The 26,294-nt window shown below is 63.5% G+C and carries 26 protein-coding genes and 1 pseudogene; 12 read left to right on the top strand and 15 right to left on the bottom strand.

Features of this window, described 5'->3' with window-relative positions; all coding sequences use genetic code 11:
- Nucleotides 1-40 precede the first annotated feature (40 nt).
- The 3 genes from ASE85_RS20880 to ASE85_RS20890 all read left to right on the top strand — a co-directional run bounded on the left by ASE85_RS20880 (nucleotide 41) and on the right by ASE85_RS20890 (nucleotide 1,924).
- A complete protein-coding gene (locus tag ASE85_RS20880) occupies nucleotides 41-808 on the top strand; it encodes a helix-turn-helix domain-containing protein (RefSeq protein ID WP_056693401.1) in 768 nt (255 codons plus the stop codon).
- Nucleotides 805-1,494 carry a FadR/GntR family transcriptional regulator gene (locus ASE85_RS20885; RefSeq protein ID WP_056693405.1) on the top strand — a complete coding sequence of 230 codons (690 nt, stop codon included), beginning with the start codon at nucleotides 805-807 and terminating at the stop codon, nucleotides 1,492-1,494. Before ASE85_RS20880 ends, ASE85_RS20885 begins: the two co-directional genes overlap by 4 nt.
- A 154-nt stretch (nucleotides 1,495-1,648) precedes the next feature.
- On the top strand, nucleotides 1,649-1,924 hold the full coding sequence (locus ASE85_RS20890; protein WP_056693415.1) for an HU family DNA-binding protein: 276 nt from the start codon (nucleotides 1,649-1,651) through the stop codon (nucleotides 1,922-1,924).
- Between the two features lie 41 nt (nucleotides 1,925-1,965).
- Here the strand turns inward: ASE85_RS20890 and ASE85_RS20895 are convergent, their stop codons facing one another.
- The 8 genes from ASE85_RS20895 to ASE85_RS20930 all read right to left on the bottom strand — a co-directional run bounded on the left by ASE85_RS20895 (nucleotide 1,966) and on the right by ASE85_RS20930 (nucleotide 11,507).
- The gene (locus ASE85_RS20895; RefSeq protein WP_056693418.1) at nucleotides 1,966-2,910 is read right to left on the bottom strand and encodes an ROK family protein; all 945 of its coding nucleotides are present in this window, start codon (nucleotides 2,908-2,910) and stop codon (nucleotides 1,966-1,968) included.
- A 177-nt stretch (nucleotides 2,911-3,087) separates the two neighbouring features.
- On the bottom strand, nucleotides 3,088-3,438 hold the full coding sequence (locus ASE85_RS20900) for a dihydroneopterin aldolase (RefSeq protein WP_056693420.1): 351 nt from the start codon (nucleotides 3,436-3,438) through the stop codon (nucleotides 3,088-3,090).
- 1 nt (nucleotide 3,439) lies between these two features.
- Nucleotides 3,440-4,297, bottom strand: coding sequence for a bifunctional 5,10-methylenetetrahydrofolate dehydrogenase/5,10-methenyltetrahydrofolate cyclohydrolase (locus ASE85_RS20905; RefSeq protein ID WP_056693423.1), 858 nt, complete (start codon nucleotides 4,295-4,297; stop codon nucleotides 3,440-3,442).
- A gap of 3 nt (nucleotides 4,298-4,300) precedes the next feature.
- A complete protein-coding gene (purU, locus tag ASE85_RS20910; RefSeq protein WP_082462968.1) occupies nucleotides 4,301-5,158 on the bottom strand; it encodes a formyltetrahydrofolate deformylase in 858 nt (285 codons plus the stop codon).
- Between the two features lie 29 nt (nucleotides 5,159-5,187).
- The gene (locus ASE85_RS20915) at nucleotides 5,188-6,051 is read right to left on the bottom strand and encodes a methylenetetrahydrofolate reductase (RefSeq protein WP_056693429.1); all 864 of its coding nucleotides are present in this window, start codon (nucleotides 6,049-6,051) and stop codon (nucleotides 5,188-5,190) included.
- A gap of 225 nt (nucleotides 6,052-6,276) precedes the next feature.
- Nucleotides 6,277-9,003, bottom strand: coding sequence for a TonB-dependent receptor (locus ASE85_RS20920; protein ID WP_056693431.1), 2,727 nt, complete (start codon nucleotides 9,001-9,003; stop codon nucleotides 6,277-6,279).
- Between the two features lie 81 nt (nucleotides 9,004-9,084).
- Complete coding sequence (locus ASE85_RS20925; protein WP_056693433.1) at nucleotides 9,085-10,347, bottom strand: MFS transporter; 1,263 nt, start codon at nucleotides 10,345-10,347, stop codon at nucleotides 9,085-9,087.
- An 8-nt stretch (nucleotides 10,348-10,355) separates the two neighbouring features.
- On the bottom strand, nucleotides 10,356-11,507 hold the full coding sequence (locus tag ASE85_RS20930; RefSeq protein ID WP_056693436.1) for a mandelate racemase/muconate lactonizing enzyme family protein: 1,152 nt from the start codon (nucleotides 11,505-11,507) through the stop codon (nucleotides 10,356-10,358).
- Between the two features lie 164 nt (nucleotides 11,508-11,671).
- On the opposite strand from ASE85_RS20930, the gene ASE85_RS20935 reads away from it, so the two are divergent.
- Nucleotides 11,672-12,424: a FadR/GntR family transcriptional regulator gene (locus tag ASE85_RS20935; protein WP_235523645.1), complete on the top strand. Its 753-nt coding sequence runs from the start codon at nucleotides 11,672-11,674 to the stop codon at nucleotides 12,422-12,424.
- 3 nt (nucleotides 12,425-12,427) lie between these two features.
- Here the strand turns inward: ASE85_RS20935 and ASE85_RS20940 are convergent, their stop codons facing one another.
- Both ASE85_RS20940 and ASE85_RS20945 read right to left on the bottom strand, forming a co-directional pair.
- Nucleotides 12,428-13,294 carry an oxygenase MpaB family protein gene (locus ASE85_RS20940; protein ID WP_056693444.1) on the bottom strand — a complete coding sequence of 289 codons (867 nt, stop codon included), beginning with the start codon at nucleotides 13,292-13,294 and terminating at the stop codon, nucleotides 12,428-12,430.
- A 7-nt stretch (nucleotides 13,295-13,301) separates the two neighbouring features.
- The gene (locus ASE85_RS20945) at nucleotides 13,302-14,252 is read right to left on the bottom strand and encodes an acyl-CoA desaturase (protein WP_056693449.1); all 951 of its coding nucleotides are present in this window, start codon (nucleotides 14,250-14,252) and stop codon (nucleotides 13,302-13,304) included.
- Nucleotides 14,253-14,337: 85 nt separating this feature from the next.
- On the opposite strand from ASE85_RS20945, the gene ASE85_RS20950 reads away from it, so the two are divergent.
- Entirely contained in the window at nucleotides 14,338-14,661 is a 324-nt protein-coding gene (locus ASE85_RS20950) for a metalloregulator ArsR/SmtB family transcription factor (RefSeq protein ID WP_056693451.1), read from the top strand.
- 16 nt (nucleotides 14,662-14,677) lie between these two features.
- Here ASE85_RS20950 and ASE85_RS20955 read toward each other — a convergent pair whose 3' ends face one another.
- Complete coding sequence (locus ASE85_RS20955; protein ID WP_056693453.1) at nucleotides 14,678-15,397, bottom strand: DUF3142 domain-containing protein; 720 nt, start codon at nucleotides 15,395-15,397, stop codon at nucleotides 14,678-14,680.
- A gap of 14 nt (nucleotides 15,398-15,411) precedes the next feature.
- On the bottom strand, nucleotides 15,412-17,547 hold the full coding sequence (locus ASE85_RS20960) for a hypothetical protein (protein ID WP_056693455.1): 2,136 nt from the start codon (nucleotides 17,545-17,547) through the stop codon (nucleotides 15,412-15,414).
- A 109-nt stretch (nucleotides 17,548-17,656) separates the two neighbouring features.
- Here ASE85_RS20960 and ASE85_RS20965 point away from each other — a divergent pair, with 109 nt between their 5' ends.
- Complete coding sequence (locus tag ASE85_RS20965) at nucleotides 17,657-17,869, top strand: hypothetical protein (RefSeq protein ID WP_235523646.1); 213 nt, start codon at nucleotides 17,657-17,659, stop codon at nucleotides 17,867-17,869.
- 334 nt (nucleotides 17,870-18,203) lie between these two features.
- Here the strand turns inward: ASE85_RS20965 and ASE85_RS22740 are convergent.
- Nucleotides 18,204-18,374 (bottom strand): annotated as a pseudogene (locus tag ASE85_RS22740) (electron transfer flavoprotein subunit beta/FixA family protein); the annotation flags it as partial.
- Between the two features lie 47 nt (nucleotides 18,375-18,421).
- Here ASE85_RS22740 and ASE85_RS20975 point away from each other — a divergent pair.
- On the top strand, nucleotides 18,422-19,189 hold the full coding sequence (locus tag ASE85_RS20975; RefSeq protein WP_056693461.1) for a FadR/GntR family transcriptional regulator: 768 nt from the start codon (nucleotides 18,422-18,424) through the stop codon (nucleotides 19,187-19,189).
- Between the two features lie 68 nt (nucleotides 19,190-19,257).
- The gene (locus tag ASE85_RS20980; RefSeq protein WP_056693463.1) at nucleotides 19,258-20,448 is read left to right on the top strand and encodes a CaiB/BaiF CoA transferase family protein; all 1,191 of its coding nucleotides are present in this window, start codon (nucleotides 19,258-19,260) and stop codon (nucleotides 20,446-20,448) included.
- 36 nt (nucleotides 20,449-20,484) lie between these two features.
- On the opposite strand, the gene ASE85_RS20985 is transcribed toward ASE85_RS20980, so the two are convergent.
- Nucleotides 20,485-21,624 (bottom strand): acyl-CoA dehydrogenase family protein, encoded by a 1,140-nt coding sequence (locus tag ASE85_RS20985; protein ID WP_056693466.1) that lies wholly within the window; start codon nucleotides 21,622-21,624, stop codon nucleotides 20,485-20,487.
- 152 nt (nucleotides 21,625-21,776) lie between these two features.
- Here ASE85_RS20985 and ASE85_RS20990 point away from each other — a divergent pair, with 152 nt between their 5' ends.
- The 4 genes from ASE85_RS20990 to ASE85_RS21000 all read left to right on the top strand — a co-directional run bounded on the left by ASE85_RS20990 (nucleotide 21,777) and on the right by ASE85_RS21000 (nucleotide 24,702).
- Complete coding sequence (locus ASE85_RS20990; RefSeq protein WP_056693469.1) at nucleotides 21,777-23,009, top strand: LysR family transcriptional regulator; 1,233 nt, start codon at nucleotides 21,777-21,779, stop codon at nucleotides 23,007-23,009.
- Between the two features lie 350 nt (nucleotides 23,010-23,359).
- Nucleotides 23,360-24,277, top strand: a complete 918-nt coding sequence (locus ASE85_RS20995) for a beta-1,6-N-acetylglucosaminyltransferase (protein ID WP_056693474.1) — start codon at nucleotides 23,360-23,362, stop codon at nucleotides 24,275-24,277.
- A 49-nt stretch (nucleotides 24,278-24,326) separates the two neighbouring features.
- Nucleotides 24,327-24,455, top strand: a complete 129-nt coding sequence (locus tag ASE85_RS24255; RefSeq protein ID WP_268795148.1) for a hypothetical protein — start codon at nucleotides 24,327-24,329, stop codon at nucleotides 24,453-24,455.
- Nucleotides 24,456-24,465: 10 nt separating this feature from the next.
- Nucleotides 24,466-24,702: a hypothetical protein gene (locus ASE85_RS21000; protein WP_235523647.1), complete on the top strand. Its 237-nt coding sequence runs from the start codon at nucleotides 24,466-24,468 to the stop codon at nucleotides 24,700-24,702.
- A 93-nt stretch (nucleotides 24,703-24,795) separates the two neighbouring features.
- On the opposite strand, the gene ASE85_RS21005 is transcribed toward ASE85_RS21000, so the two are convergent.
- Nucleotides 24,796-26,283 carry an aldehyde dehydrogenase family protein gene (locus ASE85_RS21005; protein ID WP_056693477.1) on the bottom strand — a complete coding sequence of 496 codons (1,488 nt, stop codon included), beginning with the start codon at nucleotides 26,281-26,283 and terminating at the stop codon, nucleotides 24,796-24,798.
- Between the last annotated feature and the right edge of the window lie 11 nt (nucleotides 26,284-26,294).

The raw sequence follows: 26,294 nt of genomic DNA on the forward strand, positions 1-26,294 counted from the left end.
CTATCCGATAGGTTATGGATAGGGGCAAGGAGAGACGCCCATGGACCGAATCATCGTATCGCCGGAAATGATCGCGCTGGTCGGACCGGGCATGGCGACGCCTGCCAATGACATGGGCCTGACCACCGCATTCATCCTGGGTTTTGGCGCGGTGGGGCAGGCGGCGTCGGTCCGGCTGGTCTATCAGCCATCGCAGGATGATCTGAACGAGGATCAGGGCAGCCGGCTCATCCTGCTGCTGTCGCCCGATGCCTGCGTTCGGGTGGCCGATGGCGATGTGGCGCTGATGCCGGGGGTCGCTTATTATCTGCCGGCGCCGCTGCGGGCCATCGCGCTCGCCATCCGCGATTGTAGCCTGCATGACGCCGCCGCCATCCCCTATCGTCTGGCCAAGAGCATCGAACTGTTTTGCGACCTGCTGCGGGTCGGGCGGGAAGATGGCTATGTGCCGATCGGGCAGGATGCGCTGCTGTCCCGCGCCGATAGCGAACGATTACTGGCGGCGCGCCGGCTGATCGAGGATCGCTGGGCGGAGAAGCTGACGCTGGACGGCATTGCGCGGGCCTGCGGCCTCAACCGGGCCAAGCTGACGCGCGGTTTTCGCGATATGTTCGGCTGCACCGTCGCCGATGCGATCACCACGCAGCGGCTGGACCGGGCGGGCGCGATGCTGCTGGCCACTGAATTGCCCGTCTCGTCGGTCGGCTATCGCTGCGGCTATCTCAACAATGCCAGTTTCACCCGCGCCTTTGCCCGCCATTTCGGCGTTGCGCCGACGCAATATCGTGCGCACAGGCTGGCGGCATGACGGAAGACGGCGGCTCACTGGTCAATCGCGCCATTCAGGCGGTGCGCGACCATATTCGCGACCATGGCATGAAGGTCGGCGACACGCTGCCGGGCGAAGGCAGCTTTGCTGCGGACCTGGGCGTCAGCCGGGCGGTGATGCGCGAAGCCTTTGGCGCGCTGGCCGCGCTCAGCCTGATCGACGTCGGCAATGGCCGGCGCGCGCGGGTGGGGGCGATCGACGGATCGGTCATGGGCGCCTCGCTCGACCATGCAGTATCGACCGAGCAGGTGAGCGTCGCCGATGTGTGGGACGTTCGGCGCACGCTGGAACTGCGCATCGCCGCACTGGCCGCGCAGCGACGCACCGAAGAGCAGGCGGCCAATATATTGGCGATCGCGCAGGCCATGGCCGACGGGCAGGACGATATGGCGCAGATCACCCGCCACGATATCGCGCTGCATACCGCCATTGCCGAGGCGGCGTCGAACCTGCTGTTCGCGCAGATCATGCGGTCTTTCGCGCCGCTGATGGAAACGGCGGTGCCGCGCGCCTGGGAAACGCGGCAGACCGACACGCAGCGGCAGGACATTCTGGCCTGCCATATGGACCTGGCGGAGGCGATCGCGCGGCGTGATTCCGTGGGTGCGGCGGCGGCGATCGACCGGCATTTCGACACGTCGATCGGCCAGATGCTCGGCTCCTAACCGCGCGACAGGCCCGACCGGCCGATTTTCCGGCCTGTATCGCCCCCAAAAAGATGACAATTATGGACATGGAAGCCTTTCCCCCCCTTGGACGGGCCGAAAACGCGCGCTATCAGGCTGTTGCGAAGGTTCCTGCAAAAGAAAGGCAATATTTATGAACAACACGGATCTGGCTGAAGCCGTTGCCTCGGCCCATGGCCTCTCCAAGGCGGATGCCCGCAAGATCGTGGACGATGTCTTCACGGCGATCGCCGATGCCGCTGGCAAGGGCGACGAAATCTCGCTGAACGGTTTCGGCAAGTTCAAGGTCAAGGACAGCCCGGCCCGCGAAGGCCGCAACCCGGCCACCGGTGCGACCATCCAGATCGCTGCCGCCAAGAAGCTGACCTTCACCCCCGCCAAGGCGGTCAAGGACAAGCTGAACGGCTGATCCGGTTCAGGCGCCGCGCATCGGCGTGGCGCCTGCTTCGTTCAACCGGGATGCACATTTTCCAAGGCATCCAGCGCCAGCGCGACCGCGCCCAGCGGTCCGGCCTGGTCACCCAGCGCCGGCGGACGCACGATCGATCCGACCGTCTCCGTCGTGACGAAGGGCAGATAGCCCGCCAGTTGCGCCACCACCTGTGCCCGTACCCGGTCGAGCAGGGCCGTGCGGCCCATGCCCACGCCACCACCGATCAGCACCTGCCGCGCCGCCGTGGTGAGCAGGATGGTGCCGATCATCTGCGCGATATCATGGGCGACATCGTCCCAACGCGGATCATCGCTGGCGATCCGGTCACCGGGTACGCCGAATCTTTGGGCCAGCGCGGGTCCCGCCACCAGCCCCTCGATACAGTCGCCATGGAAGGGGCAGGCCCCGGCGAAGCTGTCGCCCGGCGCGCGGCGGGTGAGGATATGGCCGACTTCCGGGTGCATCGCGCCATGAAGCGGGCGGCCATGCAGCGCGAATCCGGCGCCAAGCCCGGTGCCGATGGTGATGTAGCAAAGGCAGTCGGACGGGATGTCGCTCTCCGCTCCCGCACCCCAGCGCGCTTCGGCCAGCGCGGCGCCGTTGACGTCGGTGTCGATCGCGGCGGGGCAAGGCAGATTGGCGGTCAGCGCCCCATAGATATCCGCGCCGGTCCAGCCAGGCTTGGGCGTGGGCAGCATATGGCCGAAATCATGCGCCGCGCGGTCGAGCCGCAGCGGCCCGAACGATCCGATGCCCAGCGCGGCGAACGGCGCGTCGCCATGCCAGCGTTGCAACAGCGCGGCCGCTGCGCCCAGTGTTTCGTCGGGCGTCGTGGTTGGAATCGTCACCCGCTCGACAATGTCCCGGCCGTTGGCGCGCAGCACGAACATCTTGGTCCCGCCCAGTTCGACTCCCGCGATGGGGGGCGCGGCGTTCTGGTGAGGGGTAGGAGCAGGTGACATGCGGCTTGAGCCTCGGCAGGAAGGATGGCCTGTTTCATAGGCGAGGCCGGGCCTTTACGCCAGTTCCTGTCGGATGAAGCACCCTGTGTCTGGTGGATAGCGGCGAACAGGCAGGAGGGGCTTCGACAGACTTGGCCCGAACGGTGGAGGGGTTGGGGCGATAGGGCGCGGCGTGCCCTAGGCGCGGACGATGACCTCCACCCCCGCCAGCCCGCGCGTCAGGGCGAAGGGCTTGTCGACATTGACGCAAGCCTCGATCACGCCCGGCCAGGTGAGGCATTCCTCGCCCAGCCGCTGGGCGAAGGTTTCGATCAGCGGGATGTGGACTTCGGCCATGGCTTCGGCGGCGCGCACGATCCGGCGATAGTCGATCGTTTCGCCGATCCCCTCGACCGCGCCGTCCTCCAGCAGCAACTGGACTGTGATGACGAGCGGCTGGCGCCGGCCGATCTCGTCCGGGTTGATGCCGATATCGGCCAGCAGCGGCAGTTCCTTGACCCGGACGCGGGTGGTGACGGACTTCGCCATCTTAACTCATGCTCCTCTGTGCGGCGGTGACGGTGTTGCTGAGCAGGCAGGCGATCGTCATCGGCCCGACTCCGCCCGGCACCGGGGTCACCGCTTTGGCATGGTCCAGTTCATGGGTCGCGCAATCGCCCACGATCCGGCTGGCGCCGTCATGATCCACCATACGGGTGATGCCGACGTCGATCACGACCGCGCCCGGTTTCACCCAATAGCCGCGCACCAGATGCGGCGCGCCGGCCGCCGCCACGATGACGTCTGCGGCGCGGGCGAGGTCGGGCAGGTTGCGTGTCTCGATATGGGTGACGGTCACCGTCGCTTCGCGCTCCAGCAGCAGCATGGCGACGGGCTTGCCGACGATGTTGGACTTGCCGATCACCACGATGTTGAGGCCGCGATAATCCTCGATCACGCTGTCGAGCAGCAGCATGATGCCAAGCGGCGTGCAGGGGACCAGCCCTTTCGACCCGGTCGACAGGCGGCCGACATTGACCGGGTGGAAGCCGTCGACATCCTTGGCCGGCGATATCCGGTCCAGCACCCGCGCCGCGTCGATCCCGGCGGGCAGCGGCAATTGTACCAAGATGCCATGCACCGCCGGATCGGCGTTCAGCGTATCGATCAGGTCCAGCAGCGCCTGTTCGCCACAATCGGCCGCCAGCCGCTTTTCGATCGAGCCGATGCCGGCCTTGCGACATTCGCCGATCTTGCGCCGGACATAGATTTCGCTGGCGGGATCATGCCCCACCAGCACCACCGCCAGCGCCGGATCGACGCCGTCGGCCTTCAGCGTGGCGACGGCCTGTGCGGTCCGCTCGCCCAGCGCGCGCGCCATCGCGCGCCCGTCGATCAGCGCAGCCATGGATCAGCCCCGGAAGACGACGGTACGCGACTCGTTCATGAACACCCGGTCCTGCAAATGCAGCCGCACCGCTTCTGCCAGCACCCGCCGTTCGATGTCGCGGCCACGGCGCACCAGTTCGTCGGGGACGTCGGCATGGCCGATCATCTCGACATCCTGATGGATGATCGGGCCTTCATCGAGGTCGGCGGTGACATAATGGGCGGTCGCGCCGATCATCTTCACACCGCGATCATAGGCCTGATGATAGGGTTTCGCGCCCTTGAAGCCGGGCAGGAAGCTGTGATGGATGTTGATGCAGCGGCCCGACAGGAAAGCGGCCAGATCGTCGCTCAAAATCTGCATGTAGCGGGCAAGGACGATCAGGTCCGCGCCGGTTTCGGTCACCACCTGCTTGATCCGGGCTTCCTGCTGCGACTTGGTGTCCTTGGTGATCGGGAAGTGGAAGAAGGGCATGTCGCCGATCATCGAGGTGTGCAGCGCTTCGCGGGGATGATTGGAAATGATGCCGACCACATCCATCGGCAATTCGCCGATCCGCTGGCGATAGAGAAGGTCGCCCAGACAATGGTCGAACTTGCTGACCATCAGCACCACTTTCTTGGGTGTCGCCTGATCGGTGAGCGACCATTCCATGCCGGCGTCCTGCGCGATCGGCGCGAACCCGTCGCACAGGCTGTCGAGCGTTTCGCCCGCGCCAGGCTTGAAGGCGACGCGCATGAAGAAGGTGTTGGTCATCGCGTCGTCAAATTGCTGCGCATCGACGATGTTGCAGCCCCGTGCCGCCAGATAGCCGGCGACCTTCGCCACCAGTCCCGGCTTGTCGTCGCACTGAAGCCGCAGCGTATAGATAGTCGTCACGTCAATCTCCTCCCGCTCACCCATCTGCGTCAGTGCGCGCGGGCATAGTCGTTGATCCAGGCCACCGTCTTTTCCAGACCGCCAAAGGGATAGAAGTGCAACCGCACCTTGCCATGTTCTTCCCCCAGCGCCCGCTCGAACCGCTCGACCAGCTTGTCAGGGCCGGCCGACCCGATCAGCTTTGTAATCGAAATTCCGTATTTTGCGAGCACAGAAGCGGAAGCACCGACGCCGCAGCGTGCGGCAAAGCGCATCAGCGTCTTGATGCCCGCCGGGCCGGGCACGCCGATGCGGACCGGCGCGCTGATGCCGCGGGCGCGCAGTTCGGTGAGCCATGCCAGCACCGCGTCGGCGTCGAAAACGAACTGGGTGACGATCAGTGGCGCCATGCCGCGTGCCTCGATCTCCTGGCATTTGGTGGTCAGCACCGACCAGCATTGCTCCGAACTCATGTTCGGATGGCCTTCGGGATGGCCGCCAATGCCGATGGCGCGGATGCCGGCCCGCTCGAACGCGCCACTGGCGATCAGGGCGCTGCTGTCGAAATAGGGGCCTTCCGGTTCGGACGGGTCGCCGGCGATGACGAAGCAGCGGCGCACATCGGCTTGCGCGACGGCGGCGGCCAGATAATCCTCGAACTCGGCGGTCGAGGTGATGCGGCGGGCGGAAAAATGCGGCATCGGTTCAAAGCCCAGACTGCGCACCAGCTTTGTGGCGGCGATGCGGGCGGCGAAATCCTCGCCGGGCAGGAAGGTGACGGCGACCGGTGTTTCGCGGGCGATGGCAGGGGCCGCCTCCCGCAGGGATTCCACATCCTTTGCGGTCATTTCCAGCGAATAGCCGTCGACCATGTTGACAGGCGCACGATCCCAGTTCGGATGAATGACCGGCATTATTTCCCTCCAGCCCTTTTGCTTGTTGCGACTCCTTCTAGAGCATTGGATTAAATTCGCATAGATGAAATATTCATAGATACGAAATTTCATGGCGTGGGTGGGATCTGCGGATTTTTACCATTGGTGCACATGCCAATACCGCCCCACGCAATGCGTAGGGCGGCAAGGGAGGCGGGATGGAAGAGAGGGGAGCGGGCCGCTATGGCGTCCCGCCCTCGACGGTCAGAAGCGCACGCGCACCCCGCCGGAAAGGCGCCGGCCGGTCTTGCGATATTCCTTCGTGCGGTCTTCGCTTACCGAATAGATGAATTCCTTGGCATCATTCAGGTTGAGCGCGTCGGCGAAGATGGTGAAGTTGGGCGTGACTTCATAGGAAAGCCCGGCGTCGAGCTGGCCATAGGCGTTGAAATATTCCGGTTCGCCATTGCGACCCGATGCGACCTGAAGGAAATTGTCGCGCCAGGTGTAGGCCACACGAGCCTGGATGCCGCTCTTCTCGTAGAAGCCGACCAGGCTGTAGCTATATTTGGACAGGCCTTCGAGCCCGAAGGAGAGGTTGGCGACCGCATTTTCATATTTCGCGTTGGAGGCGGTATAGTTGAAGCTGGTCTGGACGCCGAGGCCGTCGAACGGGGCGGGCAGGCCGGTAAAGGCCTGGCGATAGCCGACTTCGAAACCTTTGACCGTCGCGCCTTTGCCATTGCCCGGCACCGTCACCTGGAAGGTGACTTCGTCGACCTTCTGCGGCGTGGTGACGAGCGTCACGAACGAGTCGATCTTCTTGTAGAAGGCGGCGAAGGACAGGAGCGAGGAGTCGGCGAAATACCATTCGACGCCGGCCTCGATCTGTTTGGCGCGGAAGGGTTGCAGGTCCGGGTTGCCGCGGCTGATCGTCTCGTTGCCGGGGTTGGTCTGGATCGACTGGCGCGGCGACAGATCGGTCAGCGTCGGGCGGGTCATCACCTTCGACGCGGACAGGCGCAGGATCAGGTCGTCCGCCGCCTCCAGCTTGATATTGAGCGAGGGCAGCCAGTCGTCATATTTGCCGCGGAAGCTGACCGGCACGATCCCCGACACGACGATGTCGTTCTGGCCGGTCGGATTGCCATTGGCATCGACGCGTGGCTTGGCGCTCAGCACGGTGCGTGATGCGCCCGACGAGGTGTAATCGGTATTCTCGTAACGCAGGCCGGCATTGATGGTCAGCGGCATCGACCCCAGCGTGGTTTCGAAATTGGCCATGACATAGGCGATCTTCACCTTCTCATCGATGATCGAGGAGGCCGACGGCGAGAAGACGGCCGGATTGAACGCCTTGCCATCCTCCGTCGCATATTGGTCGATCACGCTGACCAACTGTTGCGGATTGTAGATCACCCAGTCGCGGATGATGTTGTCGGGGCCGCTGCCCTGGAAGAAATTGCGGTTTGTCGGGCTGAACAGCGACGTCGGCAACAGGCGGTCGGACCCGCAATAGGCGCATTGCTCGCCAAAGGGCATTTCGTCGGCGGTCAGCGTCTTCTTGCGGTTGGCGATCATGGCGCCGGTGAAGAAGGTCAGGTTCGACGTCGCATTCCATTCGGCGTCGGCGCGATATTCGCCGATCTTGTCATCGACGTCGGTGCCGCCGCCCCAGATATAATAATGCGCGGTGATACCCTGCGGGCTGGTCGCGGCGTTGGGATAATTGGGGCTGGTGAAGCCATAATCATAGATCGGGCTGTCGCCGCGCCGGTCGAACCACAGGTCGATATTCTTGCGGCGGATGGTGGTGAAGAGATTATTCTCCTTGCCGCGCCGTTCCGCCTTCGACCGGGAGGCGTCAAGTTTCAGCTTGAAGGTATCGACGGGCTTCCATTCGACATTGACGCCGAACTGGTTGGTCATGACGTTGCGCTGGTCATATTGCAGGATCTGGTCGACGAAGCCGCCCTGATAGCGCTGATAGACAGCCTCGCCACCGTCGACCACCTGCTCGACCAGCGTGCCGCCGGAAAAGTCGTAGGCAAGGCCGGTCTGCTGCTCGGTGAATTTGGCCTTGGAATAGAGGCCGTCGAGCGAAACCGTCAGCGTGTCGGTCGGGCGGACCTGCAACGACCCGGAGAAGCCATAGCGTTCCAGCCCGCGCTCGAAGAAGAAAGGCGACAGGTTGGACGGCATGGAAATGTTGGAGAAAGGCGCGACATCGGGGCCGATACGCCCGCCGGTCACGCCATTGGCGCGGTAGTAGGAATCGCCGCTGGAGCGCTTCACATGGCCCGCGCCGATCGTGAATTCGTCGTTGCGGGTGTCGCGCTTGGTGTAGACGCCCGACAGCGACAGGCCGATGGTGCGATCGGCGTTGCGCCAGGAGGCGACGCCGGAGACTTCAGGATTGAACTTGTCGGCGATCTCTGCCCACATCTGGCCGGCGGACGCGCTGAAGGCGAACTGTTCCTTCTGGTCGATCGGGCGCAGGGTATGCACGTCCACGGTCGCGCCGATCGACGCGCCGTTCAGATTGGCCTGCGGCGATTTGAAGACATCGGCGCCTGCGATGATTTCGGACGGAAGAACGTCGAAGGAAAATTCGCGGCCATTATTGTCGGTGGCGAGCGTGCGGCCGTTGACGGTGACTGCGTTGAACTTGGGGCCGAAGCCGCGGACAGTGATGTAGCGGCCTTCGCCCCGGTTGCGCTCGATCGTCACACCGGCGACGCGCTGGAGCGATTCGGCGACATTCTGGTCGGGCAGCTTGCCCAGATCCTCGGCCACGATCGAGTCGACCACACCGATCGAGTCGCGCTTGATGTCGATCGATGCCTTCTGGCTGGCGCGGATGCCGGTGACGACGATGTCTTCGTTCGTCGCATCCGCCGCATCCTGCGCCAGCGCGGCGCCGCCGATCGTCAGCGCCAGACCGGACGCCGCCATCATGCTCGCAAGACGGACTGTACCCACCTTCCTCATGTTTCACTCTCCCAGATTTTATTGTTGCTGATTATGACGCCAACGCTGGCACATGTCAAATGACGTAATACATAATATGAATTATCGGACGGATTTGATCGGCAGGACGCATAGCGCCGATCCGAACACGAAGATCAGCGCCGCGATGAAGATGGCGCGATAATCATGATCGAACAGGCCGAGCAGGATAGCGGCCATGACCGGGCTGATGATCTGGGGGATGTTGACCGCCGTGGTCAGCACGCCCAGATCCTTGCCTTCGTCGCCCAGCGCGCTTTTGGGCAGAACCTGCGTCATCAACGCCATGTCGATCGACATGAACATGCCGTAACCGATGCCGATCACCCCGGCATAGACCCACATGCCGGTCATGGAAGGGGCCAGCAAAGGCGCGCTCATCGCCACGCCCATGATGAGGCTGCCCAGAACGACGAAGGGTTTGCGCCGTTGCCAGTGGTCCGACAGCCAGCCGGATATCAGCGAGGAAGCGACGAGACAGACCAGAGTGAGCAGCGCCATATTGGCGATGGCGATGTTCGACGCGCCGTCGGCCAGGCCGATATAGTCGCGCAGGATATAGAGGAGATAGGCGGCGACCGCCTGATAGCCCATATAGATGGTGAAGCGGCTGGCGAAGGCCCAGGCGAAATCGGGATGGGCGCGCGGGCTGATCCAGAAGCTCTTGAGGAAATCGCCCCATTTTATCGGCCGGCGGGGTAGCATATCGCTCGGCGGTTCGCGATTCAGCACGACGAAGGCGATGCAGGAGGCGGCGATGGCGCCGGCGAACAGGCCGTATGCCAGCACCCGCTCCCCGGCGAGATAGCCGGCGACCACGGTGCCAGCGGTCAGGCCGGCGGTCATGCCGGCACCGACGATGCCCGATATGCCGCCGCGCGTTTCCGGCGCGAAGCGATCGGCGATCAGCGTCGTCATCGCCGGCTGCATGCTGTTATAGGCCACCGCTGCCATCACCCACAGGATCATCAGCGACCAGAAGCTGGTCATCCACGAGACGCCGAACAGGCAGAGCGACCCGATCAGCGAGGCGATCGCGATCCAGGGCGCGCGCCGGCCCCAGCGGCTGCGGGTGCGGTCCGACAGGGCGCCGGCGATCGGCGTCGCCAGCGTCGAGAAAATGGAGGTGATGGCGAAGAGGAGGGCGAGGTTGTTCTCCTTCGCGCCCGGCGACAGTTCGGCGATCTGGTTGGGTAGCAGCACACCCAGCACGCCGCTGTAGAGTGCCATCAGCAGGAAGAAATTGACCATCAGCGACAATTGCAGCCGCGTGCGCGCGCCGCCGGTCACCCAGGCAGGCGGTGGGGCCTCGGCAGGGGAGGTCATGTTCTGCATCACTCCGCCGTCCGGCTTTCGGGTGCCAGACGCAGACCGGCGTTGCGCGGGCGGCGATGCGGGCCGCCCCGGCTGCCCCAGCCATTGCCGGCCACGCTCTGCGCGATGGCCGTTTCGTCGATTTCTATACCAAGTCCCGGCCGATCGCCCAAAATGATGCCGCCATCGGCGATCTGCTGATCGACGTCGAAGCCGGTCGGGAAGCCAAAATCCTGCACCTCAATGCCGATCATATTGGGCACGGCGGCGGCGGCATGGGCGACCGGATTGGCGTTATAGGCGACCGGCGAGACGGGCAGGCCGCGCGCGTGGGCGGCCATTGCTACGCGATGAAAATGGGTGATGCCCCAGACGCTGCCGGTCTGGACGATGTCGACTGCCTGTGCGTCGAACAGCGGCAGATATTGTTCCAGGCCGGTCAGGTTCTCGCCGGTGGCGACCGCCGTTTTCACGGACCGGGTGATGCTGGCATGGCCCGCCGCGTCCCAACGCCGCACCGGCTCTTCGATCCAGGTCAGGTCGATCCGCTTCTCGATCTCGGTCAAGTGACGGATTGCCTGCTTGCAGTTCCATGCCTCATTGACGTCGAGCATCAGGGCGGGACGGTTGCTGTTGCGGGATAGCAGGTCGCGGGCGGTTTCCAGCCGGCCGATGTCGCGATCCAGATCGCGCCCGCCCTTGATCTTCGCTGCGGTGAAGCCGCGATCGGCCCAGGCGCTGTAATGGGCGACGAAGGCATCGTCATCCAGCCCGTAGCACAGTCCCGACGCATAGCCCGGCACGAACCGGTCGCCCGCGCCCATGGTACGCCATAGCGGCTCGTCGGCCATTTTCGCCTTCAGATCCCACAGCGCCATGTCGATCGCGGCGATCGTGCCGAAGGTCGCGCCGGCATGGCCGCTTTTGAACACATGGCCGAGCATCGCGTCATAGAGGGTCGCCACGCCGCGCGGGTCCGCACCGTCCACAGCGGGGAACAGCCGCGCGATCTCGGCATGCTGACCCAGGCCGACGCCGGTGAGGCCGCCATCGGTTTCGAGCAGCAGCACGGGTACTTCGGTGACGCCGGACGCAACGACGCCGTTCACATCGCCCACGGGACGCTGCCAGTCGTGATAGGCGGTAAGGCTGCGATAGCCTGTAATCTTCATCGGGATGTCCTCTACCCTCCGGCCCGGCTGGCCACGAGTCATATTATGTATTATCTATGTTGTTTGACAAGTCTTGACGGCGCTTGTCAATCGGGTCCACCGTCGAAACAGCGTCGTGCAGGGCGCTTGAACGAGAAAAGGCGTAAGGACAGATGCAGGATAGAGTGGCCGGGGGGGCCTTGGCTGGCAGCGCTTTGGCGGCGACGCAGCGGGTGCGGCGGCGGCCCCGACTGGCCGAGGCGGTGGTCGAGGATCTGGTCAATGCGATCGTCACCGAAATGTATCCGGCCGGCACTGCGCTGCCACCCGAAAACATGCTGTGCGACCTCTATGGCGTCAGTCGTACCGTGGTGCGGGAGGCGACGACGGCTCTGACCGAAAAGGGGCTGGTCGTGTCGCAGCAGGGACGCGGCACGATCGTGCGCGATTCGCGCGACTGGAACCTGCTCGACCCGATGATTCTGGCGGCGTTGTTCCGGCGGGAGGACGGATTGTCCTATCTCGACAATCTGTCGGAAATCCGGTCCTCGCTGGAAGCCTCCATGGCGGCCAAGGCAGCGAAGAAGGCCACGCTCGAAAGCGTGGCGGAACTGTCGGCGCAGTTCCGCAAACTGGAGGGGCTGATCGACATGCCCGCCGCCTATGTGCATGAGGATGTGAATTTCCACGACATCATCATGCGCATGTCGGGCGACCGGCTGAGCAAGGCGATCATCGACGGGATTCAGGGCAAGGCGCTCAACACCCATGGCTATGCCGGGAAGCTGAGCGTCGCCCATGTGCGCGACACCCATGCCGCGCACAAGCGCGTCCATGACGCGATCGCCGCCGGCGACCCGGAGGCCGCCGCCAAGGCGATGCGCGAACATATCGAATCCTCCTGGGCCAAGCGGCGCAAATCGCACGCTGCAACCTGAACTTCAGGCTGGGCGGCGATTGCCCGCAAACGCCCAGCGCAGCGTGCCGGCGACCATCGCGGTGGACAGCCTGATCGCGGGCTTGCGCAGGTGGCGGGTGGGCAGGCCGTGCATCGCCCTGGCCCAGTCGGGGAGGAGGTCCACCGCTGCCTCCATCGTCATCGCCTGGATCGGGGCGGCGGCAGGGGAGGGCGCTTTCCGATGCAGCACGAGCCGGGCCACTTCACGGGTGCGGGCGTCGGCCTGTAACGCCGGGCGCATATGTTCGATCAGCGCTTGGGCTTCGGCGCGGCTCTCCGGCACCGGGTCGGCGCCGAGTTTACGGGCTATGGTCGCGAACTGGGTAAAATAGGCGTCCTGATCCGCCGCGCTCATCGCCGGTTCGCCATAACGAATCCACGCATCGAGGAAACAGACCGCCTCCGTCACATGGACCCAGGCGAGCAGGTGCGGGTCGTTGGCGCTGTAGGGCGTACCGTCGGCCAGCGTGCCGGACACGCGATCATGCACATCGCGCACCCGCGCGATCGCAGCCAGTGCATCATCCTGCTGCGCATAGGTGGTGACGGCGATGAAGCGAGCGGTGCGCCGCAACCGTCCCAGCATGTCGTCGCGAAAGGTCGAATGATCCCATATGCCGGCCAGCGCGGCGGGGTGCAGCATCTGGAGCAGGAGCGCAGACACGCCGCCGACCATCATGGTGGTGATGTCGCCATGGACGCGCCAGATTGCCGAGTCTGGCGGAAACAGGGCATCTGTGGAGCGGGTGACGGGCTGCTCGCCCCGCCCGCGATCGTTGAAGATGGCGCGGACCCGGCCGATCAGGGCGCGTTGCAGGGGGCGGGCGGCGAAGGCGGGCATGAGGGCCATGACTGTATCAACGCTGAAAAGAGGAGATGGGTTCGGATGCGTCCTCTTCATCCGGAGGCGCGACGCGGGTAAGCGCCTTGGCCCGCGCGAGATGTTCGGGCAGCGCGATGTTCCAGACCAGTCCGGTCCGCTCCAGCAACTGGATGACGGCATAGCCCCAATCGCTCTGGCCGGAATACAGGCCTATGCGCGCAGAGCCGGGAAAGGCATGGTGATTATTGTGCCATGCCTCCCCCATGGTCGGGATCGCCGCCCAGGGCACGTCATGCGCCTGCACGCCGGCGCCGTTGACGATCCAGCTTTGCGGCCCGCGCCGATGCGCCAGATGGCCGATGAACCAATGGCCCGTCACCGAAATGCTGATGCGCGCGCATACACCCCACAACAGCCAGCTCCAGCCTCCGACGGCGAAGAGCAGCAGGGCAATGGGGATTTGCTGCGCCATCCAGGTCACTTCCAGAAAGCGGTAGAAGCGATCGCGTCCCGCTGCGCCCAAATCAAAGGCGGGCGGATGATCGAGGACCAGCCGGCAGTGCATCTGCCACCATGCGTCGATCAGCATGGGGCGTCGATGCGCGAGATAGTCATGGCAATCCTTTTGTCGCTGTGCCCAATCGCGCAGGTCATGGGTGCGGATCATCCAGAAAGGGCCGCTCATCCCCACGCATGTTCCGACCCAGACCAGGCAGCGCTCCAGCCAGAGCGGGCAATCGAAACTGCGATGGATCAGCCGACGATGGAAGCCGACGCTATGGCCCAGCAGCAGCGATCCGCCGGTCATCAGGAGGAAGATGGCGAAGGCGCCCAAGCTGAAATGGAAAGGCGCCAGCAGCGCCCCGACCAGCATGGTGCCGTTCCACAGCGAGTGGACCGGATCCCATCGCACCGTCCCGTCCATTGGGCTGCTGTCGGACAGTGCCCGCAGGCTGTTCACGCTGCAACGGTCGGTGATGTCCATGGCGACAACCTCCTAGGTAATTAGCTTATTGCTTAATTATCTACCGGCACTTGTCAAGCGATTAGCTTATTCCTTAAATAAGCGGATGCAGAAGATTTTCGAAGCCCTCGCCTCAGCGCCGCGCCGCAAGATATTGGCCTATCTCGCTCATGCGGAGTTGAATGCAGGCGACATCGCATCGCGCTTCGCCATGTCGAAGCCGGCCGTGTCGCAGCATCTGGCGATTCTGGAAAATGCCGGGCTGATCGCCAGCGAGAAGCGTGGTCAGTTCGTCTACTACAGCCTTGTGCCTGAGAGCCTCGCCAACACGCTCAATGCCTATGTGCAGGAAGTCTGCCCGGTATCCCGTCCGCTCAAGGCGGAAAGCGCCAAGATTGCGAAGGGGCGGAAGGCGGCGGCGGACGATTGAGCGCGTGACCGGACAGCTATTTTGAAGCCGCGAGCAGGAAGACGACATAACCGCGAAACTGCGGATGCTGGGCAAGCATGGCCGGCGCGCGCCAGGTTCCGCCCTCGACCAGAGCGACGCGGAAGGGAATGGGGAAATCCTGCATGCGGCGGAAATAGGCGTCATAGCCTTCGATCGTCGTGCGTCCCTGATAGGTCTGCACCACCACTTCGTCGATGATCTGGCTGAGTTGAGCCAGGTCGCGGGGGTCGCCATGGGCGCTCCAGTCCATCAGTCCGGTGATCGACAATTGCCAGTTTCGCGTCAGGCGCCTGCGCAGGTCGCGCAGAAATCGGGCATAGCCATCGATTCCGCGCGTGGCGGCGTCGAAATCGATCTGAAGCCCGGCAACCCGATTGCCAGCCTCCTCCCATTGGCGCAGATCGTTGAAGATCGCCGCATAGGTCGCCTCGTTCCAGTCCAGTCGGTCGGCCCGGACGACCAGCCAGACCGTCTTGCCGGGCAGGCGCGGCACGCCCATGCGTAACCGCTCCAGCCGAGTTGTGCCGCCGCGTCGCACTTCGCCATCCAGAAGATAAAGGGTCTTGGGTTGCAGCGTCTTTGCCGGCCGGACGCCCGGCCATACATAGAAGGCATCATGACCCGTGGCCGTGACGATATCCGCATCCGGCTGGGGCTGGCAGGCGGACAGGGCTAGCGCCGCGAGCAGCGCCACGGCCCGTGCGACCGGTCGCATCGTCGTCAATGATGTCACCAATAATAGCGCAGGGCCTTGGCCCATGGACTGTCGGGATAGCGCTGCTTCAATTCCGTGAACCAGGCCTTGCGGTCGCTCTTGGGCGCTTGCGCCGCCTCATAGGCTTTATAGTCGGTATAGGCAGGCGCGCAGCCGTTTGCGCCCGACGGCGCATAGCACATCACGGCGCGATAGAGGGCATAGGCGCGATCATCGCCCGCTGCGCCCTTGTCAGCGATGATCGCGGCATAGATATCGGCGCGCGTAAGGTTGCGGCCGGAAAACCCGTCCGGACCATGGCCCAATGAGAGCGGCACCGTTCCGCCACCGAACAGATCGAAGCCGTCAAAGCCATTCAGTCGGTAGAAATCGCCCAGACATAGCTGCGCGCGATGATTGCGCGGCGCGCGCGCCAGCGTCGCGGCGGTCTGCGCGATGGCGGGGCAGGCGATGCCATCGGACCATTTGCCCTTCTGGAACAGGCCAACCGGTATCTTGTCCTGCTGGGAAAAGCCCCATAGTCCCGCATCGCTATCGGCATTGGCGGGCACCAGCGCCAGATCGCCGGCAAAATCGCCGAACGCGCCGCGCGTCAGATCCTTGTAGAGCAAGGTGAAGCGCGCAACGTCCCGCTCCCGCGCAGGGCGGGTGGCATCGCGGGCGCTGGTGCGCAGGATGGCGGGCGTCGCCACGGTTTGCAGCAGGATCGCGCGCATAGTCGTGTCGGTAATCGGCGAGTCCGCGGCAAAAATCTGGTCGATCCGCCCGTCGCGCTGCCAGCGTATCGCCAGGCCCATCTCGACCAGCGGCCGTTGATAGAAGGGGCTGGCGCCACCCAGCAATTCACGCCAGAAGCCGGCTTCATTGACGTCGTGGCTTTGGCCGAGGGCCATGCCGCGCAACAGCTGACGGCTGAAAGCCAGCGGCGTATAGCGCTTTTCCTGCGCGGCATCGGGCAATATCGCCAATATCGTCTTGGGATTTTCACCGGCATAATAGCTGTGCGTCGCCTGGAGCAGGGCATAAAGGTCGGCATGGGCGGCAAATTGGCCCTTCTGCGCGGCGAGATCGGCGGCGGAGAGGGCGGCCGGATCGTCCGCCTTCTGCCGCATGCGCTTCAGGTCGGCGACGGCCAGCAGCAGCGGGATGTCGTCCTGCTTGGTTATCAGCGCATGGGCATCCTCCCGCTCCAGCAGCTTGATGTCGATTTCCTCGGCCAGGTCGGCGGCGGCTTCAGCATCGCCCGGCGTGGTGGCCAGCAGCGCTTCATAGCGGCGGACGAGCGCGGGCATGTCACCGCTCAGCCAGGCGACGCGGCGGGTCAGCCCCTGCGCCGATGCGGCATAGCGTCCTTTGGGATAGGCCTTGAGATAGGCGGCGATGGCGTTGCGGGCTTCCGCGACGGCGGCCTGGTCGACTTTGTCCGATCCGGCGAAGTCGCCATATTCGTCGACGGCTTTGGCGACTGCCGCGCGCAGGCCGATCCGGATCGGCATATAGGCGGCGGTTTCCGCGATCCACGGACTGCGGGCGCGGGTCAATGCGCCAAAGCCCTGACGCGCGTTGGCCCAGTCGCCCTTGTAGAAGGCGTCGGTAGCCTTCAGATAAGCCAGATAGTCGCGGCCCGCCTTGCTGCCAATCTGGGCATCGTCCCACTGGTTCTCGCCACAACCGGTCTGGGTCCGCAACGCGCCCAGCGCCGTGCGCTCCGTCTGCGTCAGGCTCTTTTCTGCGGCGAGGGCGGCGGCAAAGGCCGGAATGCCGCCGGCCGAGGGTTCGCAGACGGGCGCGGACGCTGGGCTTTGTTCGGCTGGAGCCGGCTGTGGCCACAAGGCCGTGCGCAGGCTGGACCAACTGAAGAAGGTGCGTCCGAATTGCGGATCATAAGGGTCGATCGCCGTATTGGCCGGCGCGTCCTGTACCGGCTTCAGGCTGCGCATCAGCAGCAGCAGGTTGATCCTTGTGTCGTTGCCCGGACTGATTGCCGCGCGGCCACCGCAATCGAAGTCGCGCGAGTCCATCTGCCAGCCCGGTTCGCAGGAGGAATCGGCGCAGGCCCATAATGTCCCGCCCAGCCCAAACGCGGAGAAGGCCAGCCCCGCCATGATCGCGATCGGGCGCTTGCGGAGGAAGGGAACGCCATGGGACATGATGCGGCTCTGTCGATTCTGGTCATTTATGTCGGTGGCGAAACTGGACAAAAGATCGTTCGCAGGCAATGGCCATGTCAGGATCAAGGGCAATATGGAGACGCGAGCCATGACAATGATAGAGCGTGCCGCGCGCGCCATGTATGACAATGTCCGGCCGGATTGGGACTGGGACGATCCCGATGCGGAACTGTTGCGCCGGATGTACCGGGACAATGCCAGGGCCGCGATCGGCGCACTGCGCGAACCGAGCGATGCCGTGACCAGCGCCGGCTATGCCTGGACCGCGATGGTGGATGCGGTTCTGGCCGAACAGGATTGAGCTCGCCGCAGCATCGGCGGTCGCCGATAAGCGGGCCAGCCATTTGCTCGATGCCGTTTAAGGCGCGGCCGCACGGAGCGGTTGATGTGGCTGACCGGGATCAGAACGGGACCGCGCACCTAGCCATGCGCCGCGAGCGGGTACATGCGATTGAGCGACATGCAGACGAACCGGACGAGGCGTCCTTCCATGGCCATGCGGCCACCGACCAGCTTGCCTATTGACGATCCGACCGTCCATAGCGGCTGAGCGATGCCAGTGAGCCATGGTCGCGGCAGGCAAATGCCGGAGCGGCCGGTTCGCCATTAACTGGCCGAGATTGGTGAAGACGGTGTCCGCTTGACACCGCCACCACCTCGGTCGCCACGCCCTTTTCCTTCAGGCGAATGGCTTCCTTGATCGCAATCTCGTCGAACGGGTTCATGCTCATCTTCACGTTCGCCAGATCGACGCCCGTACCGTCCGCCTTCACCCGCGGCTTCACATTATAGTCAAGCCCGATCAAGCGGCGGGCGTTAGCGTTGGCTTTCCCGATCAATAGGTTTGCCCGATATGAAAACGCCGCCCACCTCTCCCAATTTCGCGCCGATCAAGACGCAGCGCGCCTTCGAGATCATCTGCGAGCAGATTCGCGCGCAACTGGCGGCGGGCACATTGAAAACCGGTGACAAGCTGCCGGCCGAACGCGAACTGGCAGCGGAGTTTCAGGTGAGCCGCAGCGCTTTGCGTGAGGCGTTGCGTAGCCTGGAGGTGGCAGGGATCATTCGCAATGCGAAGGGCGTGAAGGGCGGCGCCTTCATCCAGTCGGCTGAACCCGACCGGATCATGCAGGCGATGCAGGATTATGTGCATCTGGGCAATGTGTCGCTGGACGAACTGACCGAAGCGCGACTGGCGACGCAGGATATCATCGTGCGCTTGGCCTGCGAGCGGGCCAGTGACGCGGATCTGGACGAACTGGAAGCTATTGCCGAACGGACGCGGCAGGAAAATAGCGTGGAAGCGCGCTATGAATGCGCCGCAGCCTATTATCGAGTGCTGGCGCGCGCGACCAGGAACCGCATATTTGGCATCTTTGTGGATTCGCTGTCCGCCATCCTGCACGAATTCGTCCAGGGGCCGGATTATGAAACGTTGCAAGAGACGCTGATCGACTCTCGTTTCAAGCTGATCCGGCATTTGCGCGCACGCGATGCGGATGCGGCAGCGGCGGAAATGCGCAAGCATCTGGAGCAGGTGCATCGCCACATCCGCAAGAATCTGAAGGCGCAGGACGCACCGGCGAAGATCGGGAAGGCTCGTGGAAAGACACCCGGATGAATTGACCGTCCGGCGGCATCATGCAATAGGTAGGACCATTCAATATTTGGTTCTATTAAGGATGAGGCATGGCTGAAGAACAGGCTGCGGCGAAGGGCGATGCTCTGGCCGGTGTGCGGGTGCTGGATTTCACGAGCGTGATGGCCGGCCCGTTTGCGACGCGGATGCTGGCCGATCTGGGCGCCGATGTCGTGAAGGTGGAATCGCTGGAGGGCGACCAGGTCCGCGCCCGCCCGCCGGTGCGCGACGGGCATAGCGCCTATTTCGGCCATCTGAACGCTGGCAAGCGGTCGATCGCCTGCAACCTCAAGTCGCCGGAAATTCGCGCTCTGATCCTGGAACTGGTGACGCGGTTCGATGTGGTGGTCGAAAATTTCCGTCCCGGCGTGATGCAGCGCTTCGGGTTGGATTATGTAACGCTGTCCGCCATCAATCCGCGCCTGATCTACTGTTCCATCTCCGGCTATGGGCAGGAGGGGCCAAAGGCGCATCATCCCGCCTATGCGCCGGTGATCCACGCGGCGAGCGGGTTCGACATGGTCAACCTCCATTATCAGGACAATGCCGATCGGCCGGCGACCGGCGGCGTCTTTGTCGCCGACGTGCTGGGTGGAACCCATGCCTTCGGCGCGATCCAGGCGGCGCTGTATCAGCGTGAAAAGACCGGCAAGGGCCAGCATATCGACCTGTCGATGCTGGAAGCGATGGTGGGGATGCTGGTGTTCGAGGCACAGGACGCGCAGTTTCCCGGCGGGGCGCGGCGGCCGCTCTATTCGCCGCTGCGGACCAGTGACGGCTTCATCATGGTCGCGCCGACCAGCCCGCGCAATTTCGAGCAGCTGAGCGATGCGGTCGGTCATCCCGAATGGCGCGACGATCCGCGGTTCCGCACCAATCTCGATCGCAACGCCAACTGGGCCACATTGCTGGGCCTGACCGAGCAATGGACCGTAGAACGATCGTCGGCCGAGGCGGAGGCGATCCTGTCGCAGCATGGCGTGCCATGCGCCTGCTATCGGGACATGGCGGATGTGCTGGACGACCCGCAACTGGCAGCACGGGAGGCGTGGACGACGATCCACGATCAGGCCGGATCGTTCATGGTGCCCAATCCGCCGTTCCGCATGAGCGGGTCGCGGGCACAGCCGCGCGATCTGGTGGCGGACCTTGGCGAACATGGCGCGTCATTGCTGCGGTCGGAATTGGGATTGTCCGATGAGGCGGTCGCGGATTTGCGGACGGCAGGGCAATTGCTCTGAAAAAGGCGGGGAGGGGTGATGCCCTCCCCGCCTCGTTTAACGCAGCAGTTCGCGGGCGATGGTGTTCCGCTGTATTTCCGAAGAGCCTTCGTAGATTCGGGTGATGCGGATATCGCGATACAGGCGCTCCACCGCGAAGCCGCGGCAATAGCCGTTGCCGCCGAATATCTGGACGGCGGTGTCCACGGTGCGGCTGCCCGCTTCGGTCGCGAACAGCTTCGCCATGGAGGCGCGTTCACGGCTCTTGTCGCCCTGATCATAACGCCAGGCGGCATCGAGCAGAATCAGGCGCGCGGCGCGCATGTCGGTCGCCATATTGGCCAGATAGTGCCGGATCGCCTGGAATTCGGAGATGACGCCGCCAAAGGCCGGGCGGACCTTCGATTCCTCGATCGCCAGTTCCAGCGCATATTCGCCCATGCCGACTGCGGTAGCGCCGACATTGATGCGGCCTTCATTCAGGCCTTCGAGCGCGTAGCGGAAGCCCTGGCCCTCTTCGCCGAGCAGCGCGTCGGCCGGTACCTGACATTCGTCGAAGCTGAGTTCGAACACGCCGGGGGATGCGGTGCCCATCAGTTCGATCGTGCCGGTGACGGAGAAACCGGGCGTGTCGGCCGGCATCAGGAAGGCGGAGATGCCGTTGCGGGCGCCCGCCGCCTTGTCGGTATAGGCGTAGACGATGACATATCTGGCCTTCTTCCCGTTGGAAATGAAGGTCTTGCTGCCGTTGATGCGCCAACCGTCGGCATTGCGGACGGCGGTGGTGCGCATCGAACCCGGATCGGAGCCGCTATTGGGTTCTGTCAGGGCGAAGGCGATCGGGATGTCGCCGGTTGCCATGCCGGGGAGCAGGGCGGCGCGCTGTTCTTCGCTGGCGTGGTAGATGATGTTCTTCGCCCCCGGTCCCATCAGCGGGCGCAGTTCGGTCCAGAACTGGGGAGGAAGGCGGGCGAGTTCGATCTGCACGGCCGCCTGCGCCAGTGCGCCAAGGCCCAGGCCACCATAGGCTTCGGGGAGGGCCATGCCGAAATAGCCATTGTCGATCAGCGTCTGACGCACGATCGGTGGGATGACCCCTGTCTCCTGAAAGGCGACCTCATAAGGCAGCAGGTCGCGGACGATGGTGCGCGTAACGTCGCAGAATTCCTTGATATCATCGGGCAGTTCGAAATCCATGGGGCTTCCCCTCCTTCATGAATGAGACAACGAGTTGGACAGTTGAATCGCTTTTTATCCTATAATGGTCCTACCATTTGTTGAATGGTCGGTCCATTCAAATTTTCAAAGCTGCTGGCGTTCCCGCCGGGACGCATTAGGATGCCGTCACCATGTCCACCGACCCGTTCGACCTCAATCTGCGGCATTTGCGCGCGCTGCTTGCGATCCGGGAGCATGGCGGCATCACGGCGGCCGCCGATGCGGTCAGCCTGTCGCAACCCGCGCTGACGCAGGGGCTGGCCAAGCTGGAACGGCAATTTGGTTATACGTTGTTCGAGCGACGGTCGGGCGGCATGGTCGCGACGCCGATGGGGGAGATCGTGATCGAGCGTGCGCAGGCGGCGCTGGAGCATCTGTCGGCGGGCGCGAAGGGGCTTTCGGCGGTGTTCCTGCATCCCGAACGGCTGATGACGATGACGCAATTGCGCGCCTTTCTGGCGCTGGCGGAGGCAGGCAGCTTCGCCTCTGCCGCGCAGGGCACCGGCCTGTCGCAGACGGCGGTGCATCGCGCGGTCGGCGATCTGGAGCAGATGATCGGCGGCAAGCTGGTCGAGCGGCGCGGGCGGGTGGTGTGGCTCAACCCGGCGGGCAAGCGGCTGGCGCGGGGTACGCGGCTGGCGGTGGCGGAGATTTCGGCGGCGATCGCCGATCTGGGGCTGGACAGTGGCAGCGGCAGCGAGTTGATCGCGTTCGGCGCGCTGCCGTTGTCGCGGCCCTATCTGGTGCCCGCCGCCATGGGGCGCCTGACGCGGGAGGAGCCGCGCGCGGCGTTCAAGGTGCTGGAGGGGAGCTGGCGCGAACTGGTCGAGCCGCTGCGCGACGGGGTGATCGACATGATCGTGGGCGCCCTGCGGCCCTATGAGATTGCCGACCTTTACCAGATGCCGCTGGTGGAGGACCGGCTGGTGATCGCGGCGGGCAGCGGGCATCCGCTGGCGCAGGAGGCAGCACCGACCATGGCGCAACTGGCCGCCTATCCCTGGATCGTCGCGCCCGCCAATTCGCCGTTGCGCGAACAATGGCAGCAACTCTTCGCCGACCAGCCGCAGCCACCGACGCCGATCGAATGCGGATCGGTGATGATCATCGGCCGGTTGCTGACCGAAGGGCATTTCCTGACCTTGCTGTCGCCCGATCAGGTGGCGTTGCAGATCCGCAGCGGATTGCTGACCCAGATCGGTCCGCCACTGGAAACCAGCCGTCGCCTGGTGGGCATCACGACACGCCGTAGCTGGCGCCCGACCGCGATCCAGCGGCGGTTTCTGGATCTGGTGAAAGACGCGGCCACGCGGCGTTTGGAAGAGGCGGAGATTGTCGGATTAAGAGGTGCTGGCTGGGTTTAAGACAAATGGCGGACCATAATTTCAGCTTATTCTATAAATATATCCATTTTCTGTTACAAAAAATCATGAGAAATATTTTTCTCGTTTTTGGGTGCCGATGATCCCTTAAATATACGGTTCGCGCAGTATTTTATCAGATAAAATATCGTCTCAGGAAACGATCTTGAAATTTTGAAATAATGTGCCATATATGTCAAACGCCTTTGCGTTCAAAAGATCGCAATTCTGTCTGGCGTTGTCTCTTCACGATCAGAAATTCATTTGATTGGCTTTCCTGAGGCAGGAGGCAGTTGTCGTCGTTTCCGGGGGTGTGGCAGCCGGCGAATGGCGCAGTCGATGAGGCGTGCCCAATGATCGCATATTTTCTTCTCGTCCATCGTTACCCAGAACAGTTTAAGCGCTTATTCAAAGCGATCTACCTTCCTGGCAATCAATATGTCGTTCATGTGGACAAAAGTTCGGGCGAAGATCTGGAAAAGGACATTGCGACTTTTCTGGAGCCGTTCCAGGGCGTGGAACTTCTGGAACCGAAAAATGCGTTGTGGGGTGGATATAGTCTGGTCGATGCCGAACTGCGCGGCATGACCCGGCTTCTTTCCATGGATGCGTCCTGGACCCATTATATCAATCTGTCCGGGCAGGATTTTCCGCTCAAGAGCCAGAATTATATCCGCCAGTTTTTTGCCGCCAATCCTGACAAGCAATTTATTCGCGCGCAGGACCAGCGCAAGGAACGCCCCGACACGCTGAACCGGATCAGCCATATCTTCACGGAAGACGATGGTGTGATGACGGCAACAGGTGTGGCGCGGCCCTATCTGGCGGGCGATACGCCGTTTATCGGCACGCAATGGAAAGCCGTGACCCGCAGCTTTTGCGAATTTGTCTGCCATAACCCGGAGGCCGATCGGTTCAAGGCGTTCTACCGTAACAGCTTCATCGCGGACGAAGCTTTTTTCCAGACGGTCATGATGAACAATTGCGATCAGAGCAGCGTCATGAACGACGATTTGCGGATGATCGACTGGGTGCCCGATGGCGACATCAAATTGCGCCCGCGCAATTATGAAGGGGCCGATCTGGATCAGTTGCAAAGCAGCGGCGATCTTTTCGCGCGCAAATTCGATGCTGAGGAAGATCCGGACATTCTGTCTTTGCTGGAACGCCATTTGCGGACCCCGGCAGCGAATATCTATCAGGCGACGGGATATGTTCCGGCACCGAAAAGGCCTGTTCATTCTGCCATGCGGGAAGTCGTGGCCGCCTGAAGACCTGTACTTCGCCTTCTCCTCATCCGTTTCCGAAAAGGACAACATCATGGCCAAATCACAGAAGAAATCGAACCGGGAAGTCCGCAAGCCCAAGGCCGAAAAGACCAAGACCAACGCATCCAAGCCGTCGGAGAAGGGCGGCGTCGTACCGGGACTGGAACATATGAAGCGGTAGGAAAGGAGTAATGTCCATGAAAATTTCAGTGGCGCATTGTCGAGAGCAGGAAGCCCTGCATAGGGATAGAGCCCTGAACGAGCCTTTGGAAAACCGCCGAAAAATCGCACTGGCGGCGGCAAAGGCCTGGAACGTCGAAGCGGTTCTGGCTGAGAAAGTGGCGTTAAGAGTGGGTTCTCTCAACACACTCGATGCTGCCATCGCGCTGGAGTTTGAACGGGAGACGAAATCGGGCGTGGCCGAGTAAGGATTTTGTCGTTCCAAAAGGGCACGCAGATTTGAAACGGCGCGGGTCGGAGCAACTCCACCGCCGCCGTTTCAAAAATGCGCCTGCTCTTCCTCAGTCCAGCTTGATCCACACCGCTTTGGTTTCCAGATAATCCTCGATATGCTGCGGGCCGGACTCCCGGCCGAAACCGCTCATGCCATAGCCGCCGAAGGGCACGCCAGGGTCGAGCATCTGGTAGCAATTGACCCAGACCGATCCGGCCCTGATCCCCCGCGCCATGCGATGCGCTGTGGCAAGGTCGCGGGTCCATACGCCGCTGCCAAGGCCGAAGGGCGTGGCGTTGGCGCGCTCCAGCACTTCCTCGATCGTGTCGAACGAAAAGGCGGACAGGACCGGGCCGAAAATCTCCTCCCTCGCGATCGTCATGTCGTCGGTCACATTGTCGAAGATGGTGGGGGCGAGGAAGTAACCGTCGTCATAGCCTGCGCCCGACAGGCGCGTGCCGCCTGCCAGCGTACTGGCGCCCTCCGCCACGGCGCTGTCCATGAAACCCAATATCCTGTCCATCTGAAGCGCGGAGACGACCGGACCGATCTGGGTTTCCGGGTTCAGCGGGTCGCCGACCCTGATAGTCTTCGTGAAGGCGGCGAGCCGCTCCATGAACTCGGCGCGGATCGGGGATTGAACGAAGAGGCGGGTGCCGGCGGAACAGATTTGCCCCGCATTGGCGAAGACGGCCATGGCGGCGGCGGGCACCGCCTTGTCCAGATCCGCGTCGGCAAACACGATGTTGGGGGACTTGCCGCCCAGTTCGACCGTGACCCGCTTCATCGAGGCGGCGGCGGCATGCAGGATCTTTTCGCCCACGCCGGTCGACCCGGTGAAGGCGATCTTGTCGACGCCGGGGTGGGAGGATAGCGCGGCGCCCGCGTCGCCCATGCCGGTCAGGATGTTGATGACGCCTTCGGGCACGCCGGCCTCCAGGCACAACTCGCCAAAGCGCAGGGCGGAGAGCGGCGTCTGTTCGGCCGGCTTCATGACGAGCGTGCAGCCGCTGGCGAGCACGGGGCCGGCCTTCCATACGGACATGCCGATCGGGCCGTTCCACGGGTTGATCGCAGCGACGACGCCGACCGGTTCCTTGATCGTGTGGGACAGCACATCGCCAGGGGCGCTGTTGTCCAGCGTTTCGCCGGCGATCAGTGTCGCCTGACCGGCATAATAGCGCAGCAGGCTGCCGGCGCGCGCCTTGCCCAATATGGTGCGGCTGTAGGGCGCGCCGAGGTCCAGCGTGTCGAGCATCGCCAGTTCCTCATAATGGGCCTCCACCAGATCGGCGAGGCGCAGCATGATGCGTTGGCGCTCGGCCCCTTTCATACGGCCCCATGGACCGCAGAGCGCGGCGCGGGCGGCCCTGACCGCGCGGTCGACATCCTCGGCGCCGCCCTGCGCCACCAGCGCCAGCAGTTCGCCGGTGGCGGGGTTGCGGGTTTCGAACCGCTTGCCCGACAGGGCAGGGACGCGCTGGCCGCCGATCAGCATATCCTGTTCGGGCCGGTCGAGCAGGGTGGGGCGAGGCGGGATGGTGGTGATGGTCATAAGTCTCTCCG

The organism is Sphingobium sp. Leaf26 (genome assembly GCF_001421665.1).
Taxonomy (GTDB): domain Bacteria; phylum Pseudomonadota; class Alphaproteobacteria; order Sphingomonadales; family Sphingomonadaceae; genus Sphingobium.

Bases quoted from the DNA above. Each gene is read 5' to 3' on its own strand.
- ASE85_RS20980 (WP_056693463.1), top strand. From the start codon at position 19,258: ATGGCTGAAGAACAGGCTGCGGCGAAGGGCGATGCTCTGGCCGGTGTG.
- ASE85_RS20885 (WP_056693405.1), top strand. From the start codon at position 805: ATGACGGAAGACGGCGGCTCACTGGTCAATCGCGCCATTCAGGCGGTG.
- ASE85_RS20945 (WP_056693449.1), bottom strand. From the start codon at position 14,252: ATGGACATCACCGACCGTTGCAGCGTGAACAGCCTGCGGGCACTGTCC.
- ASE85_RS20985 (WP_056693466.1), bottom strand. From the start codon at position 21,624: ATGGATTTCGAACTGCCCGATGATATCAAGGAATTCTGCGACGTTACG.
- ASE85_RS20965 (WP_235523646.1), top strand. From the start codon at position 17,657: ATGACAATGATAGAGCGTGCCGCGCGCGCCATGTATGACAATGTCCGG.
- ASE85_RS20960 (WP_056693455.1), bottom strand. From the start codon at position 17,547: ATGTCCCATGGCGTTCCCTTCCTCCGCAAGCGCCCGATCGCGATCATG.
- ASE85_RS20990 (WP_056693469.1), top strand. From the start codon at position 21,777: ATGTCCACCGACCCGTTCGACCTCAATCTGCGGCATTTGCGCGCGCTG.
- ASE85_RS20995 (WP_056693474.1), top strand. From the start codon at position 23,360: ATGATCGCATATTTTCTTCTCGTCCATCGTTACCCAGAACAGTTTAAG.
- ASE85_RS20925 (WP_056693433.1), bottom strand. From the start codon at position 10,347: ATGACCTCCCCTGCCGAGGCCCCACCGCCTGCCTGGGTGACCGGCGGC.
- ASE85_RS20950 (WP_056693451.1), top strand. From the start codon at position 14,338: ATGCAGAAGATTTTCGAAGCCCTCGCCTCAGCGCCGCGCCGCAAGATA.
- ASE85_RS24255 (WP_268795148.1), top strand. From the start codon at position 24,327: ATGGCCAAATCACAGAAGAAATCGAACCGGGAAGTCCGCAAGCCCAAG.
- ASE85_RS21005 (WP_056693477.1), bottom strand. From the start codon at position 26,283: ATGACCATCACCACCATCCCGCCTCGCCCCACCCTGCTCGACCGGCCC.
- ASE85_RS20905 (WP_056693423.1), bottom strand. From the start codon at position 4,297: ATGGCTGCGCTGATCGACGGGCGCGCGATGGCGCGCGCGCTGGGCGAG.
- ASE85_RS21000 (WP_235523647.1), top strand. From the start codon at position 24,466: ATGTCCATGAAAATTTCAGTGGCGCATTGTCGAGAGCAGGAAGCCCTG.
- ASE85_RS20915 (WP_056693429.1), bottom strand. From the start codon at position 6,051: ATGCCGGTCATTCATCCGAACTGGGATCGTGCGCCTGTCAACATGGTC.
- ASE85_RS20940 (WP_056693444.1), bottom strand. From the start codon at position 13,294: ATGGCCCTCATGCCCGCCTTCGCCGCCCGCCCCCTGCAACGCGCCCTG.
- ASE85_RS20955 (WP_056693453.1), bottom strand. From the start codon at position 15,397: ATGCGACCGGTCGCACGGGCCGTGGCGCTGCTCGCGGCGCTAGCCCTG.
- ASE85_RS20895 (WP_056693418.1), bottom strand. From the start codon at position 2,910: ATGTCACCTGCTCCTACCCCTCACCAGAACGCCGCGCCCCCCATCGCG.
- ASE85_RS20900 (WP_056693420.1), bottom strand. From the start codon at position 3,438: ATGGCGAAGTCCGTCACCACCCGCGTCCGGGTCAAGGAACTGCCGCTG.
- ASE85_RS20880 (WP_056693401.1), top strand. From the start codon at position 41: ATGGACCGAATCATCGTATCGCCGGAAATGATCGCGCTGGTCGGACCG.
- ASE85_RS20890 (WP_056693415.1), top strand. From the start codon at position 1,649: ATGAACAACACGGATCTGGCTGAAGCCGTTGCCTCGGCCCATGGCCTC.
- ASE85_RS20930 (WP_056693436.1), bottom strand. From the start codon at position 11,507: ATGAAGATTACAGGCTATCGCAGCCTTACCGCCTATCACGACTGGCAG.
- ASE85_RS20975 (WP_056693461.1), top strand. From the start codon at position 18,422: ATGAAAACGCCGCCCACCTCTCCCAATTTCGCGCCGATCAAGACGCAG.
- ASE85_RS20920 (WP_056693431.1), bottom strand. From the start codon at position 9,003: ATGAGGAAGGTGGGTACAGTCCGTCTTGCGAGCATGATGGCGGCGTCC.